Source organism: Bradyrhizobium sp. UNPA324 (assembly GCF_006658635.1).
GTDB classification, from domain to species: Bacteria; Pseudomonadota; Alphaproteobacteria; order Rhizobiales; family Xanthobacteraceae; genus Bradyrhizobium; species Bradyrhizobium nanningense.
Window position 1 is genome coordinate 389,004 of record NZ_LFJD01000004.1, and the last position, 14,428, is coordinate 403,431.

The 14,428-nt window shown below is 65.3% G+C and carries 11 protein-coding genes; 3 read left to right on the top strand and 8 right to left on the bottom strand.

Annotated features, from left to right (window positions below; all coding sequences use genetic code 11):
* Positions 1-485 precede the first annotated feature (485 nt).
* Positions 486-983: a septal ring lytic transglycosylase RlpA family protein gene (locus UNPA324_RS01820; RefSeq protein ID WP_128918848.1), complete on the top strand. Its 498-nt coding sequence runs from the start codon at positions 486-488 to the stop codon at positions 981-983.
* 408 nt (positions 984-1,391) lie between these two features.
* Here the strand turns inward: UNPA324_RS01820 and UNPA324_RS01825 are convergent, their stop codons facing one another.
* Positions 1,392-3,602, bottom strand: a complete 2,211-nt coding sequence (locus tag UNPA324_RS01825; protein WP_141933167.1) for a primosomal protein N' — start codon at positions 3,600-3,602, stop codon at positions 1,392-1,394.
* A gap of 122 nt (positions 3,603-3,724) precedes the next feature.
* Here UNPA324_RS01825 and UNPA324_RS01830 point away from each other — a divergent pair, with 122 nt between their 5' ends.
* Both UNPA324_RS01830 and UNPA324_RS01835 read left to right on the top strand, forming a co-directional pair.
* The gene (locus UNPA324_RS01830; protein WP_141933168.1) at positions 3,725-4,690 is read left to right on the top strand and encodes a tyrosine recombinase XerC; all 966 of its coding nucleotides are present in this window, start codon (positions 3,725-3,727) and stop codon (positions 4,688-4,690) included.
* 230 nt (positions 4,691-4,920) lie between these two features.
* Positions 4,921-5,508, top strand: a complete 588-nt coding sequence (locus tag UNPA324_RS01835; RefSeq protein ID WP_141933170.1) for a DUF4337 domain-containing protein — start codon at positions 4,921-4,923, stop codon at positions 5,506-5,508.
* Between the two features lie 179 nt (positions 5,509-5,687).
* On the opposite strand, the gene UNPA324_RS01840 is transcribed toward UNPA324_RS01835, so the two are convergent.
* The 7 genes from UNPA324_RS01840 to UNPA324_RS01870 all read right to left on the bottom strand — a co-directional run bounded on the left by UNPA324_RS01840 (position 5,688) and on the right by UNPA324_RS01870 (position 14,426).
* Entirely contained in the window at positions 5,688-6,218 is a 531-nt protein-coding gene (locus UNPA324_RS01840) for a hypothetical protein (RefSeq protein WP_128918852.1), read from the bottom strand.
* Positions 6,219-6,252: 34 nt separating this feature from the next.
* The gene (gene lpdA, locus UNPA324_RS01845; protein WP_141933172.1) at positions 6,253-7,653 is read right to left on the bottom strand and encodes a dihydrolipoyl dehydrogenase; all 1,401 of its coding nucleotides are present in this window, start codon (positions 7,651-7,653) and stop codon (positions 6,253-6,255) included.
* Positions 7,654-7,709: 56 nt separating this feature from the next.
* Entirely contained in the window at positions 7,710-8,471 is a 762-nt protein-coding gene (locus tag UNPA324_RS01850) for an SDR family oxidoreductase (RefSeq protein WP_128918854.1), read from the bottom strand.
* A 52-nt stretch (positions 8,472-8,523) separates the two neighbouring features.
* Positions 8,524-9,759: a 2-oxoglutarate dehydrogenase complex dihydrolipoyllysine-residue succinyltransferase gene (gene odhB / locus UNPA324_RS01855; RefSeq protein WP_128918855.1), complete on the bottom strand. Its 1,236-nt coding sequence runs from the start codon at positions 9,757-9,759 to the stop codon at positions 8,524-8,526.
* 174 nt (positions 9,760-9,933) lie between these two features.
* Positions 9,934-12,891, bottom strand: a complete 2,958-nt coding sequence (locus UNPA324_RS01860; RefSeq protein WP_128918856.1) for a 2-oxoglutarate dehydrogenase E1 component — start codon at positions 12,889-12,891, stop codon at positions 9,934-9,936.
* A gap of 137 nt (positions 12,892-13,028) precedes the next feature.
* Positions 13,029-13,913: a succinate--CoA ligase subunit alpha gene (gene sucD / locus UNPA324_RS01865; protein ID WP_141933174.1), complete on the bottom strand. Its 885-nt coding sequence runs from the start codon at positions 13,911-13,913 to the stop codon at positions 13,029-13,031.
* A 33-nt stretch (positions 13,914-13,946) separates the two neighbouring features.
* Complete coding sequence (locus UNPA324_RS01870) at positions 13,947-14,426, bottom strand: DUF1579 family protein (protein WP_128918857.1); 480 nt, start codon at positions 14,424-14,426, stop codon at positions 13,947-13,949.
* Between the last annotated feature and the right edge of the window lie 2 nt (positions 14,427-14,428).

A 14,428-nucleotide genomic window follows, 5' to 3' on the forward strand; every position in this document is an offset into this window, starting at 1 on the left:
GTTCTGTCGCCAGTTCGTCGCACGCTGCACCAGGTCGATGACGGCCTGATCCGAAGATCGGATCAGGACTGACCAGGGACTCGGATGGCGACCTGCCGGGTCGCAAATTGGCGGGGCCTCTCGCCGCCCTCCCTCTCATTGGTTCCTGCCTCCAGCGCATAGCGGCCATGAACACAGATCGCTGAGGCGTGATTCCGGCGCCCTGAGTTCCACTCGCCGAATACTTACCCAATTCTAAATTCTGGAAGCGATGACTTCGTTTTACAGTATTTTGAAGTAATCAATAGGTTAATGAATCGTTAAAGGCGAAGATTACGGAACATCAGCTGAATATCGGCTTCGAGTAACAAGATGTTTCATGACGACACAGAATGGATTTACTGCCCAAATCACGCCGCATTGGGAATCGAAACGCCAAACCGCTCGCAAACTGATGGGGGCTCCACTAGCCACATATGTGGCAATACTAGCTTAGGGACCACTAAATGCTGTCTTTCAAGACGCTGGGCTTTGCGACCCGGCCGCGCACGGCGATCGCTTTCGTTGCCGCAACTCTCCTCATCGGTGGAACTGCCACCGAAGCTTCCGCCAAATCCCGGCATCACCGGCATCACCACCGCCACCAGGCTCAGGCCGATTCCAACGCGACTTCCGATTGGCGCAACGCCAATGCGTCGATGAATCCGACCTCGGGCACCGGCCACAGCTTCTCCGGCATGGCCTCCTATTACGGCAACGAGTCCGGCAGCCGCACGGCCTCGGGCCAGCGCTTCAACCAGAACGCCTTGACCGCGGCGCACCGCTCGCTGCCGTTCGGCACCAAGCTGCGCGTCACCCATCGCGGCTCGAGCGTCATCGTCACCATCAATGACCGCGGCCCGTTCGTTCGCGGCCGGGTTCTCGACCTCTCCACGGGCGCCGCCCGCGCCATCGGCCTCACCGGCGCCGGCGTCGGCCGCGTCACCGCGGAAGTCGTCTCCTAAGGCGCGATCAAGCGTCTGATCGAACGCGCAGTTTTCATCAGTTTGATGCGCGCACGAAACAAGCCCGCGGTCTTGGGGGACCGTGGGCTTTTTGTTTGGCCCGTCGTTGCCGAGCGTGTCCCGGACAAGCAGCAGCGCCGCCAGGCGTTGCGGCGCAGAGCCGGGACCCAGAGCAACACGGTACAGCGTAGCGACGTGGGCCCCGGCTCTGCAGCGCAGCGCTGAGGGGCGCTGCACTGCGTCCGGGGCACGAGAGGCGAGAGTGCGCACTGCTGTCTCGCCGTCATAGCGAGCGGAGCGACTTGTCCGCCGAAGCCTTGGCGAAGGCGGAAGCTTTCCGCGGAGGGATTCTGGATTGCTTGGTCGCAAGAGCTCCTCGCAATGACGGGGAGAGAGTGTGCGCCGCCTCTACAAAAAGCTCTGCGGATCGACGTCGACTTCGAGCTTCTGATTGCCCGTCGGCTTCGGGCAGACCGCGAGCCAGTTGCGCAAATAGTCCGACAGATCGAAATTGCGCGCCGATTTCACCAGGATGCGGAAGCGGTAGCGGCCCTTGATGACGGCGAGCGGCGCCTCCGCCGGGCCGAGCACGACGACGCGCTCGTCGCGCGGCGCAAGCGCAACAAGCTTGCGGCCCAGGCCTTCCGCGCTCGGGCGGTCGCCGGCGGAGATGATCAAGCTCGCGAGCCGGCCGAACGGCGGATACAGCGTCTTCTCGCGCAGCTCGATCTCGCTGTCGTAGAAGGCCTCGCGGTCGCAGGCGATCAGCGCCTTCATCACGGGATGGTCGGGCTGGTGCGTCTGCAAGTAGCCGACGCCGCGGCCCTGCTCGCGCCCGGCGCGGCCGATCACCTGGTTGAGCAATTGCCAGGTGCGCTCCGCCGCACGGGGATCGCCGTTGGACAGGCCGAGATCCGCGTCGACCACGCCGACCAGATTGAGGCGGGGAAAGTTGTGGCCCTTGGCCACGAGCTGGGTGCCGATGATGATGTCGACGCGGCCCTCCGCGATCTCGGCGAGCTCGATGCGCATCGTCTCGATCGAGGTGATGAGATCGCTCGACAGCACCATGGTGCGGGCTTGCGGGAACAACGCGGCCGCCTCCTCCTGCAAGCGCTCGACCCCGGGCCCGACCGCGACCAGCGATTCTTCGGCCGAACAGTTCGGACAGAGATGCGGGCGCGGCATCGAGAAGCCGCAATGGTGACAGACCAGGCGCTGGCGGAAGCGGTGATCGACCAGCCAGGCATCGCAGATGGTGCAGGCGAAGCGATGGCCGCAAGCACGGCACAGCGTCAGCGGCGCATAGCCGCGGCGATTGAGGAACAGCAGCGCCTGCTCGCGCTTTTCGATTGCGGTCCTGATCTCGCCGGCAAGCCGCGGCGAGATGAAGCGGCCGCGCGCGGGCGGCTCGCGGCGCAGGTCGATGGCCTCGATATGCGGCATGTGCTGGCCGCCGAAGCGCGAGGGCAGCGCGATGCGCTGATAGCGGTTCTTGCGCGCATTGACCTCGGATTCGACCGACGGCGTCGCCGAGGCCAGCACGACCGGGATCTTGGCGATATGCGCGCGCACCACCGCCATGTCGCGGGCGTGATAATGCACGCCCTCGTCTTGCTTGTAGGCCTGGTCGTGCTCCTCATCGACCACGATCAGGCCGAGATTGGCGTAGGGAAGAAACAGCGCCGAGCGCGCGCCGACCACGACCGGCGCGGTGCCTGAGGAGATCGCCGCCCAATTGCGCGCGCGGGTGCGCGGAGTGAGCTCGGAGTGCCACTCGATCGGGCGCACGCCGAAACGCTGCGCGAAGCGATCGAGAAACTGGCCGGTAAGCGCGATCTCCGGCATCAGGATCAGCGATTGCTTGCCGCGGCGGATGGTTTCCGCCACCGCCTCGAAATAGACCTCGGTCTTGCCCGAGCCGGTGACGCCGTCGAGCAGCGCGACGTGGAAGGTGCCGTTGGCCGCGAGCGCGCGCATCGCATCCACGCCGGCCCGCTGCAGCGGGGAAAAATCCGGCCGGCCGAACTCCGGATCGGGGACCGGCGGCGGCGCCGGCGGCGGCATCGGCTCGACCGTGAGCGTGCCCTCATCGACGAGGCCGTCGATCACGCCGGCCGAGACGCCCGCCTCCTTGGCCGCCTCGGACTTGCCATGCAGCAGCCGGTCCGACAGCACCTCGAGCACGCGCTGCCGCGCCGGCGTCAGCCGCTTCGGCGGATCGCCGACGAGGCGCACGCCGGGACGCAGCCGCTCGGGGCCGAGATTCTCGCCCATCCGCAGGCACATGCGCAGCACCATGCCGCGCGGGCTCAGCGTGTAATTGGCGACCCAGTCGACCACCTGGCGCAGCTCGGGCTTCAGCGGCGGGATGTCGAGCTTCTCGCTGACCTCCTTGAGGCGGTTGTGCAGGCGTGGATCCGGATTGGCGTTTTCGCCCCAGACCACCGCCAGCACCTCGCGCGGCCCGAGCGGCACGCCGATGAGATCGCCCGCCTTCAGCTCCATCCCGCGCGGCACCTTGTAGGAATAGGTCTGGTCGAGCGCGACCGGCACCAGCACGTCGACCATGCCGGTCGCGTTGGCGGGGGTGGTCGTGCGGCGCGACGAATGATCCATCAACTGGTCTTTGCAGGGAGAATCGGAACCCGGAGGCGTCAAGGTAGCGTCGGGGGCCCGCCTTAGCGAACGATAAACGAGTGTGATGCGATATACTGAGCGGAATCATTCCGTCCAGAGCGATGAGCAAAGCCGCCGCACCCCAAATCGAGCTCGCCAGCGCCGATCCCTCGATCGCGCAGGAGATGACGCGCTGGCTGTCGCATCTCGGCGCCGAGCGGCGGCTGTCGCCGAAGACGCTGGAGGCCTATGGCCGCGACTTGCGGCAATGCCTGGATTTCCTTTGTGCCCATTGGGGCGAACGCGTCACGCTCAAGCGCTTCGCCGCGCTGGAAGCGACCGACGTGCGCGCCTTCATGGCGATGCGCAGGGCCGACGACATCGCTGGCCGCAGCCTGATGCGTGCGCTCGCAGGCTTGCGCTCGTTCGGGCGCTTCCTCGAACGCGAGGGCAAGGGCAAGGTCGGCGCACTCTCCGCCATTCGCGCGCCGAAGGTGGCGAAGAGCCTGCCGAAACCATTGCCGATGGCCTCGGCTAAACGTCTTGCGGATGCCGACGAGCGCGCCGGCGAGGATCGCGAAACCTGGATCCTGGCGCGCGACGCCGCGGTGATGGCGCTTCTGTACGGCTCCGGCCTGCGCATCTCCGAGGCACTCGGCCTGAAGCGCCGCGAGGTGCCGAAGGCAGGCGAAGGCGACGTGCTCGTCGTCACCGGCAAGGGCAACAAGACCCGCATGGTGCCGGTGCTGCAGAACGTGCTCGAGCTGGTGCAGGAATACGTTGCGATGTGCCCGTATCCGCTGCCGGCGGAGGGCCCGATCTTCGTCGGCGCGCGCGGCGGTCACCTGAGTCCGCGCATCATCCAGCTCGCGATGGAGCGGCTGCGCGGCGCGCTCGGCCTTCCCGACAGCGCCACGCCGCACGCGCTGCGTCATTCCTTTGCCACCCATCTGCTCTCGCGCGGCGGCGACTTGCGCGCCATCCAGGAATTGCTCGGCCATTCCTCGCTCTCGACCACCCAGGTCTATACCGGCATCGATTCCGAGCGGCTGCTGGAGGTCTATGCCAGCGCGCATCCGCGGCGGTGACACTTGGCGAGCTCTCGTGCCCCGGACGCAGCGCAGCGCTGCTGAGCCGGGGCCCATCCCAGCGCGTGATCGCCTGTAGCTTCTGGGTCCAGGCTCAGCGTCGCAGCGTTACACGCTGCGCCGCGTCCGGGACACGAGAGCCGCTGACATACTGACGTCATAGCGCTCAGGCCTCTTGCGCACGCCGCGCGGTTCGGTCAATCGTTGCGGAACCGAGGCAGGAGGGACTTATGAGCGCACATGAAAGCATGGAGCATGCCGAGCACGCCGAACACGCGTCCGGCTCGAACAAGAAGATCGCGCTCCTGATCGCCGTGCTGGCGCTGTTCCTGGCGGTCTCGGAGACGCTCGGCAAGGGCGCCCAGACCGAATCGATCAGCAAGAACGTCGAAGCCGCCAACCTCTGGGCGTTCTTCCAGGCCAAGAGCATCCGCCGCACCGTGGTGGCGACCGCGGCCGAACAGGGCAAGCTCACGCTCGCCGCCGCGGACGAGGCGCAGAAGCCCGCCGTGCAGAAGCAGGTCGACGACTGGACCAAGACGGCGCAGCGCTACCGCTCCGAGCCCGAGACCGGCGAAGGCACCGAGCAGCTCGCCGAGAAGGCCAAGCATGCCGAGCACGACCGCGACGAGGCGACCGCGAAATACCATCACTTCGAGCTGGCCTCGGCCGCCTTCCAGATCGGCATCGTGCTGGCCTCGGCCACCATCATCACCGGCATGTTCGCGCTGGCCTATGTCAGCGGCTTCCTGACGCTCGCCGGCCTGTTCATGACCGCGCTCGGCCTGTGGTGGCCGCATCTGTTGCATCTGCATTAGGGTGTTGAGGCGCGCGGTTTGACGCCACACAGACAGTGTCATGCCCCGGCTTGACCGGGGCATCCAGTACACCGCGGCTTCTCGGTTCTAATCTCTCTGTCTCTGGAATACTGGATCGCCCGGTTAAGCCGGGCGATGACAGCGAGTGTGTGGCGAACACCGAATATGTGGCCGGCAGCTCACCGCGCCTGGTGCACGCTCTTCCTGAAGCGCTGGATCAGGCGGAGCGTCCGTGACGACCAGCCCTCGCCGTTGCCGGCGATCAGCTCGCGGATGCGCTGCTTGATCGGGTCGACCAGCTCGGCGGCCTTGGCGCGCAGCCTCAGCACCAGCTCGTAGATCCGCTCGAACCAGTGCATCTCCAGAAGCTTGTCGCGCGTCACGTCGAACACGAAGGCGGTGACGCCGACGCCGAGCAGCTTTGCGAACAGGATCGTGAAGACCGCGCTGGTCCAGTACTCATGCGTGAGCAGCCACAGGCCGACCAGCTTGAGCGGAAACAGCGGGATGACAGGCACGGCGAACACGATCAGTGTCATGGCCGGCGACAGCGCATCGACGCGCTCCGTCAGCCATTGCTTGAAGCGCGCCAGCGGAATGGCTGCGACGACCTTCGCAACGATCGGCTCGAGATGGTCCCATAGCCAGGCTTCGATCAGGAAGACGATCGCAAGCAGGACCCAGACCGGTTGAAGGAGGCGGCGCAGCATGTGTTTCCCGCCCGATTCGGTGCTGGGCGCGTTGTTACATATGGATGGCCCGCTTGCCGACTGCAAGCGCGGCCTCCTTGATGGCCTCCGAGCGGGTCGGATGCGCGTGACAGGTGCGCGCGAGATCTTCCGCACTGCCGCGAAACTCCATGAGAACGGCCGCCTCGTGGATCATTTCGCCGGCTTCGCGGCCGATAATGTGCACGCCGAGCACGCGATCGGTCTTCGCATCTGCGAGAATCTTCACAAAGCCGTCGGTGGTCTGGTTGACCTTGGAGCGGCCGTTGGCGGTGAAGGGAAACTTTCCGACGGTATAAGCGGTGCCGGCCTGCTTCAGCTCCTCCTCGGTCTTGCCGACGGAGGACACTTCCGGCGTGGTATACACGACGCCCGGGATCACATCGTAATTCACATGGCCGGCCTGGCCGGCGATGATCTCGGCCACCGCAACGCCCTCATCCTCGGCCTTGTGCGCAAGCATCGGACCTGCAACGACGTCGCCGATGGCATAGACGCCCTTGAGGCTGGTGGCAAAATGCGGATCGATCTGGACGCGGCCGCGCGCGTCCAGCGCGACGCCGGCTTCCTTCAGGCCCAGCCCGTCGGTGTACGGCACGCGGCCGATGCAGACGAGAACGACGTCGGCCTCGATGGTCTCGGCCGCGCCACCCGCAGCCGGTTCGATTTTCGCAAGCAGTGCCTTGCTGTTCACTTCGACGCCGGTGACCTTCGAACCGAGCTTGAATGCAAATCCCTGCTTTTCCAGGATGCGCTGGAATTGCTTGGCGATCTCGCCGTCCATGCCAGGCAGGATTCGATCGAGGAATTCGACGACCATGACTTCGGACCCGAGTCGGCGCCACACCGAGCCGAGTTCGAGCCCGATCACACCGGCGCCGATGACCAGTATTCTGCCCGGCACCTTCTCCAGCGACAGCGCGCCGGTCGAGGACACGATGCGCTTTTCGTCGATCTCGATGCCCTTGAGGCGCGCGATGTCCGAGCCGGTGGCGATGACGATGGCCTTGGTCTCGACCACCTGCGACTTGCCGTCGGCGGCAACCTCGACCTTGCCGGTGCCCAAGATCTTGCCGGTGCCCTTCAGCACGTCGATCTTGTTCTTCTTCATCAGGAATTCGACGCCCTTGACGTTGCCGTCGATGCCCTGCTGCTTGAAGTTCATCATCGCCGGAAGATCGAGCTTCGGCGCGGACACGCTGACGCCCATCTTGGCGAAGGAATGGCTGGCTTCCTCGAACATCTCGGAGGCGTGCAGCAGCGCCTTCGACGGCATGCAGCCGACATTGAGGCAGGTGCCGCCGAGCGTGGCGTTCTTTTCGACCACGGCGACCTTCATGCCGAGCTGGCTGGCGCGCACCGCGCAGACATAACCGCCCGGTCCGGTGCCGATGACGACGAGATCGTAGGTAGCCATGAGAGAAAGTCCCGTAAGTTTAGCGTGATGAGGATGTGTCAGCGTCCGCCGGCGCGTCAGCGTCCGCCGGACACATCGAGAATGGCTGAGGTGACGTAGGAGGCCTCGTCCGACATCAGCCAGACGATGGCGTTGGCGATTTCATCTGATGTGCCGACGCGCTTCATCGGCACCATATGGGCCAGACGATGGGCCCGGTCGGGCTCGCCGCCGGCAGCGTGGATCTCGGTGTCGATCAGGCCGGGACGGATCGCGGCGACGCGGATGCCTTCGGCCGCGACCTCATAGCCGAGACCGATGGTGAAGGAATCGACCGCGCCCTTGGACGCGGCGTAATCGACATAGGTGTTGGGGGCGCCGAGCTTGGCGGCGACCGACGACAGATTGACGATGACGCCGCCCTTGCCGCCGTGCCTGGTCGACATCCGCTTCACCGCCTCGCGCGCGCAGAGGATGGAGCCGGTGACGTTGACCGCCATCACGCGCTGGATGCGCTCGGCCGACATCTCATCGACGCGCACGCCGCTCTGGCCGACGATGCCGCCATTGTTGACGAGCGCCCCGAGGGTGCCGAACTTGTCCGCCGCCTTGAACAATTCGAGGATATCGCTTTCCTCGGCGACGTCGCATTTCACCGCGATGGCCTTGCCGTTGCTGGCCTCGATCTGCGCCACCACCTCGTCGGCGGCCTTCTTGTTGCTGGCATAGCCGACCACGACGCGGAAGCCGCGCGCGGCGACTGCAAGAGCAGTCGCGCGACCGATTCCGCGGCTGCCGCCGGTGATGACAACGACTTTATCCGTCACGCGCGCCTCCATGGTTCGACACGCGCCGTCGCGAAGGGCGACGGCGCTCGCAGAGCATCAGGGATCAGAGATCGAGCACCAGGCGCGCCGGATCTTCCAGGCTCTCCTTGACCCGAACCAGGAAGGTGACGGCTTCCTTGCCGTCGATGACGCGGTGATCGTAGGACAGCGCCAGATACATCATCGGGCGGACCTCGATCTTGCCGCCGACGACCATCGGCCGCTCCTGGATCTTGTGCATGCCGAGGATACCGGACTGCGGCGCGTTCAGGATCGGGGTCGACATCAGCGAGCCGTAGATGCCGCCATTGGTGATGGTGAAGGTGCCGCCCTGCATCTCGTCGATCTTGAGCTGGCCGTCACGGGCGCGGCGGCCGAAATCGGCGATGCTCTTCTCGATGTCGGAGATCGACTTGTGGTCGCAGTCGCGCACCACGGGCACGACGAGGCCCTTGTCGGTGCCGACGGCGACGCCGATGTGATAATAGTTCTTGTAGATCAGGTCGGTGCCGTCGATCTCGGCGTTGACGGCCGGGATGTCCTTGAGCGCCTGCACGACGGCCTTGGTGAAGAAGCCCATGAAGCCGAGCTTGGCGCCGTGCTTCTTCTCGAACGCATCCTTGTAGTGGGCCCGCAGCGCCATGACGTTGGTCATGTCGACCTCGTTGAAGGTCGTCAGCATGGCCGCGGTGTTCTGCACGTCCTTGAGGCGGCGCGCGATGGTCTGGCGCAGCCGGGTCATCTTGACGCGCTCTTCGCGGGCCGCGTCATCGGCCGGTGACGGCGCGCGGACCTGTACGGCGGCGGCGGGCTGGTTGACCGGGGTCGGCGCCGAGGCCGCGCGCTCGATCGCAGCGAGCATGTCGCCCTTGGTGACGCGGCCGTCCTTGCCGGAGCCCGGAACGGTGGAAGCATCGATGCCGGTCTCGGCGGAGAGTTTTCGCACCGAAGGCGCCAGCGGGGCATCGGCCGGCGCAGCCTTGGCTGCCGGAGCTGGCGCAGCAGCGGCGGGCGCCGGAGCTGCGGCGGGCTTGGCGGGTGCCGCGGCGGGTTTCGCTGCGCCGACACCATCGGTGATCTGACCGAGCAGCGCACCCACGGCAACGGTTGCGCCATCGGCAGCGACGATCTCGCTCAGCGTGCCGGCGGAGGGCGCGGGGACTTCGATGGTGACCTTGTCGGTCTCGAGCTCCACCAAGGGCTCGTCGACGGCGACGGGATCGCCGGCCTTCTTGAACCAGCGGCCGATGGTGGCCTCGGTGACGGATTCGCCGAGCGTCGGCACACGGATTTCAGTCATGGTCTTTTCCTTAAGGAGATCGCGGTCTTGAATTCATGTGTCAGCGCCCGCCTTGTGCGCGCTTGCATACTGGGGCGGGGCGATCCGGTGCGCCGTGACGTCGATGATGAGATCGAATGCCGCGGAGTACTGGATGCCCCGCCTTGGCGGGGCATGACCTCAGTTTGAAATTGCCTAGCTCAGTGCTTCGTCCAGGAATGCCTTCAGCTGCGCCTGATGCTTCGACATCAGACCCGTGGCGGTCGCGGCGGAAGCGGCGCGGCCGACATAACGCGGACGCCGGCTCGCGCCGTTCACCTGGTTCAGCACCCATTCCAGATAGGGCTCGATGAAGTGCCAGGCACCCATGTTGCGGGGCTCTTCCTGGCACCACACCACTTCGGCCTTCTTGAAGCGCGACAGCTCGGCCACCAGCGCCTTCAGCGGCACCGGATAGAGCTGCTCGACGCGCATCAGATAGATGTCGTCGATGCCGCGCTTCTCGCGCTCCTCGTAGAGGTCGTAATAGACCTTGCCGGAGCACAGCACGATGCGGCGGACCTTGTCGTCGGGGACGAGCTTGACCGCCTCGTTCGGCAGCATCTGGGCGTCATCATAGAGGATGCGGTGGAAGGTCGTATCCTTGGCCAGCTCCTCGAGACGCGACACCGCCCGCTTGTGACGCAGCAGCGACTTCGGCGTCATCATGATCAGCGGCTTGCGGATCTCGCGGTGCAGCTGACGGCGCAGGGCGTGGAAGTAGTTCGCCGGTGTGGTCGGGTAGACCACCTGCATGTTGTCTTCGGCGCACATCTGCAGGTAACGCTCCAGGCGCGCCGAGGAGTGCTCCGGTCCCTGGCCCTCATAGCCGTGCGGCAGCAGGCAGACGAGACCGGACATGCGCAGCCATTTGCGTTCGCCCGAGGAGATGAACTGGTCGAACACGACCTGCGCGCCGTTGGCGAAGTCGCCGAACTGGGCTTCCCACAGCGTCAGCGTGTTCGGCTCGGCGAGCGAATAGCCGTATTCGAAGCCGAGCACGGCCTCTTCCGACAGCAGCGAGTTGATGACCTCGTAATGGCCCTGCTCGTGGCCGAGATGGTTGAACGGCGTGTAGCGGCTCTCGTCCTCCTGGTCGATCAGGACCGAGTGGCGCTGCGAGAAGGTGCCGCGCTCGGAATCCTGTCCGGACAGACGGACATGGTGGTTTTCCTGGAGCAATGTGCAGAACGCCAGCGCCTCGCCGGTCGCCCAGTCGATGCCGGCACCGGTGTCGATCGCCTTGGCGCGGTTGTCGAGGAAGCGCTGGATGGTGCGGTGAACGCGAAAACCGTCCGGCACCTTGGTGATCTTGCGGCCGATGTCCTTCAGGACCGGAAGGTCGACCCCGGTGACGCCGCGACGCGCGTCCTCTTCCTGATCGGCGATCTTGAAGCCGGACCACTTGCCGTCGAGCCAGTCGGCCTTGTTCGGCTTGTAGGAGGTGCCGGCCTCGAACTCGGCATCGAGCCGGGCGCGCCAGTCAGCCTTCAGCTTGTCGACCTCACCCTCGGTGACCACGCCTTCGGCGATCAGGCGCTTGGCATAGAGCGTGAGGGTCGAGGGATGGGCCGCGATCCGCTTGTACATCACCGGCTGGGTGAAAGCCGGCTCGTCGCCCTCGTTGTGGCCGTAGCGACGATAGCACCACATGTCGATGACGACAGGCTTGTGGAACTTCTGCCGGAATTCGGTCGCGACCTTGGCCGCGAACACGACGGCTTCCGGATCATCGCCATTCACATGGAAGATCGGCGCGTCGATCATCTTCGCCACATCCGACGGATAGGGCGAGGAGCGCGAGTAACGCGGATAGGTGGTGAAGCCGATCTGGTTGTTGACGATGAAGTGCACGGAGCCGCCGGTGCGGTAGCCCTTCAGGTCGGACAGGCCGAAGCACTCCGCGACCACGCCCTGGCCAGCGAACGCGGCGTCACCGTGCATCAGAAGCGGCATCACCGAGATGCGCATGTCAGGCGGATCGCCATGCTGGTCCTGCTTGGCGCGGACCTTGCCGAGCACGACGGGATCGACGATCTCGAGATGCGAGGGGTTGGCGGTCAGCGACAGATGGATGCGGTTGCCGTCGAACTCGCGGTCCGAGGAGGCGCCGAGGTGATACTTCACGTCGCCGGAGCCTTCGACCGCGTCGGGGTTGGCCGAACCACCCTTGAACTCGTGGAACAGGGCGCGGTGCGCCTTGGCCATCACCTGGGTCAGCACGTTGAGGCGGCCGCGATGCGGCATGCCCAGCACGATCTCCTTCACGCCGAGATTGCCGCCGCGCTTGATGATCTGCTCGAGCGCCGGGATCAGCGCTTCACCACCGTCGAGGCCGAAGCGCTTGGTGCCGGTAAACTTGGTGTCGCAGAATTTTTCGAAGCCTTCGGCCTCGACCAGCTTCATCAGGATCGCCCTGCGGCCTTCGCGGGTGAACGATATCTCCTTATCAGGTCCCTCGATGCGCTCCTGGATCCAGGCCTTCTGCGCGGCGTTGCTGATATGCATGAACTCGACGCCGAGCGTCTGGCAATAGGTGCGCTCGCAGATCGCGGTGATCTCGCGCAAGCTGCCGTATTCGAGACCGAGCACGTGATCGAGGAAGATCTTGCGGTCGAAATCGGCTTCGCTGAAGCCGTAGGTGCGCGGGTCGAGCTCCTCGCGGTTGCGCTGGGCTTCGATGCCGAGCGGATCGAGCTTGGCGTGGAAGTGGCCGCGCATGCGGTAGGAGCGGATCAGCATCAGGGCGCGGACGGAATCGCGCGTCGCCTGGAGCAGGTCGGCGGAGGAGAGAGCAGCACCCTTCGCCTGCGCCTTGGCGGCGATCTTGCCGCCGACCGCCTTCTCGACTTCGGCCCAATTGCCGTCGAGGGCGGAGGTCAGGTCATCCTGCGGGGTGAGCGGCCAGTTGTCGCGCTCCCAGGACGGCCCTTCCGCGTTCTTGCTGATGTCAGCAGGAGCGTCGTTCAGGCTCTTGAAGAAGTCCTGCCACTCGGCGTCGACCGAGGATGGGTCCTTCTGGTAGCGGGCGTAGATTTCGTCGATGTAGGTGGCATTGGTGCCCTGCAAAAACGATGACAAGGCAAAGGCTGCGTTCGCGTCCTGGCGAGACATACTGGAGTTCCTGGCGATTTCGGTTCGCGCATAACAAACGGCGCTGGCACCGAGCTCCCCGGCAGAGGCTCGGCGCGACAGGCACCCTTTACCCTATTTGCTGCGAAACTTCGCCCGGAAAAGTACGAAGAAGTGAATTAGCCTTTCAACTTTTCGGCAAGCGTGTGGCCGAGGCGGGCGGGTGACGGAGACACTGTAATCCCTGCCGATTTCATCGCTTCGGTCTTGGAACCGGCGTCGCCCTTGCCGCCCGAAATGATCGCGCCGGCATGGCCCATGCGGCGGCCGGGAGGGGCGGTGACGCCGGCGATGAAGCCGACCATCGGCTTCTTGCGGCCGCGCTTGGCCTCGTCCTTGAGGAACTGGGCCGCGTCCTCCTCGGCGGAGCCGCCGATCTCGCCGATCATGATGATCGATTCGGTCTTGGGGTCGGCCAGCAGCATCTCCAGCACGTCGATGAACTCGGTGCCCTTGACCGGGTCGCCGCCGATGCCGACCGCGGTGGTCTGGCCGAGGCCTTCCTGGGAAGTCTGGAACACGGCTTCATAGGTCAGCGTGCCTGAACGGGAAACGATGCCGACGCTGCCGGTCTTGAAGATGTTGGCGGGCATGATGCCGATCTTGCACTCGCCGGCGGTCATGACGCCCGGGCAGTTCGGCCCGATCAGGCGCGACTTGGAGCCGATCAGCGAGCGCTTGACCCGCACCATGTCGATAACAGGAATGCCTTCGGTGATGCAGACGATCAACGGGATCTCGGCGTCGATGGCTTCGCAGATCGCATCCGCCGCGCCCGGCGGCGGCACGTAGATCACCGACGCATCGGCGCCGGTCTTCTCACGCGCCTCGCGCACGGTGTCGAACACCGGCAGGCCCAGATGCGTCCCGCCGCCTTTGCCCGGCGAGGTGCCACCGACCATCTTGGTGCCGTAGGCAATCGCGGCCTCGGAATGGAAGGTGCCGTTCTTGCCGGTAAAACCCTGGCAGATGACCTTGGTGTTCTTGTCGATCAGGATGGACATGAGGTCTGCTTTCGCGAACTAACGAGTGAGAGGTCAGTGGATGCGGCGGTAGACGCCGGTGAGCACGTCGGCCCAGCCTTCCGCGTCCGGCGAGAACTGGATCTTCAACGAATAGGAATTGTCGTCGATGATCTCGTAGACGTGGCGCGCATTGCCGCGGAGCGAGCCGCGCACCAGCGTCAGGGTCTTGCCGACCCACCCGCCGGAAGCGGGCGAGGGCGGCGTGTAGCCGAGCGAGTCGTACCAGAACAGTTTGTAGGTCCGGTCGTCGCGGTCGTAGGTGAAGAGGCCGTGGGTGGCGAAGACCTGCTTGCCGTCGCGCATCTGGACACCGTCCTGGATCAGGTAGAATCCATTGAGGTCCATGCGCGCGACAACGCGAGAGGTGGCCGGCCCGCCCGCCGTCCAGCGCGACGGGAAGACCATCTCTTCGCCATCCCATTCGCCGGCGAACGCGGCGAGACGCGCATGCTCGGGAAGCGGAGATGATGCGGCGAGATGGTCCTGGGCCATGG

Bases quoted from the DNA above. Each gene is read 5' to 3' on its own strand.
- UNPA324_RS01825 (WP_141933167.1), bottom strand. From the start codon at position 3,602: ATGGATCATTCGTCGCGCCGCACGACCACCCCCGCCAACGCGACCGGC.
- UNPA324_RS01840 (WP_128918852.1), bottom strand. From the start codon at position 6,218: ATGCTGCGCCGCCTCCTTCAACCGGTCTGGGTCCTGCTTGCGATCGTC.
- odhB (WP_128918855.1), bottom strand. From the start codon at position 9,759: ATGACTGAAATCCGTGTGCCGACGCTCGGCGAATCCGTCACCGAGGCC.
- UNPA324_RS01835 (WP_141933170.1), top strand. From the start codon at position 4,921: ATGAGCGCACATGAAAGCATGGAGCATGCCGAGCACGCCGAACACGCG.
- UNPA324_RS01850 (WP_128918854.1), bottom strand. From the start codon at position 8,471: ATGGAGGCGCGCGTGACGGATAAAGTCGTTGTCATCACCGGCGGCAGC.
- UNPA324_RS01830 (WP_141933168.1), top strand. From the start codon at position 3,725: ATGAGCAAAGCCGCCGCACCCCAAATCGAGCTCGCCAGCGCCGATCCC.
- UNPA324_RS01820 (WP_128918848.1), top strand. From the start codon at position 486: ATGCTGTCTTTCAAGACGCTGGGCTTTGCGACCCGGCCGCGCACGGCG.
- sucD (WP_141933174.1), bottom strand. From the start codon at position 13,913: ATGTCCATCCTGATCGACAAGAACACCAAGGTCATCTGCCAGGGTTTT.
- lpdA (WP_141933172.1), bottom strand. From the start codon at position 7,653: ATGGCTACCTACGATCTCGTCGTCATCGGCACCGGACCGGGCGGTTAT.
- UNPA324_RS01860 (WP_128918856.1), bottom strand. From the start codon at position 12,891: ATGTCTCGCCAGGACGCGAACGCAGCCTTTGCCTTGTCATCGTTTTTG.
- UNPA324_RS01870 (WP_128918857.1), bottom strand. From the start codon at position 14,426: ATGGCCCAGGACCATCTCGCCGCATCATCTCCGCTTCCCGAGCATGCG.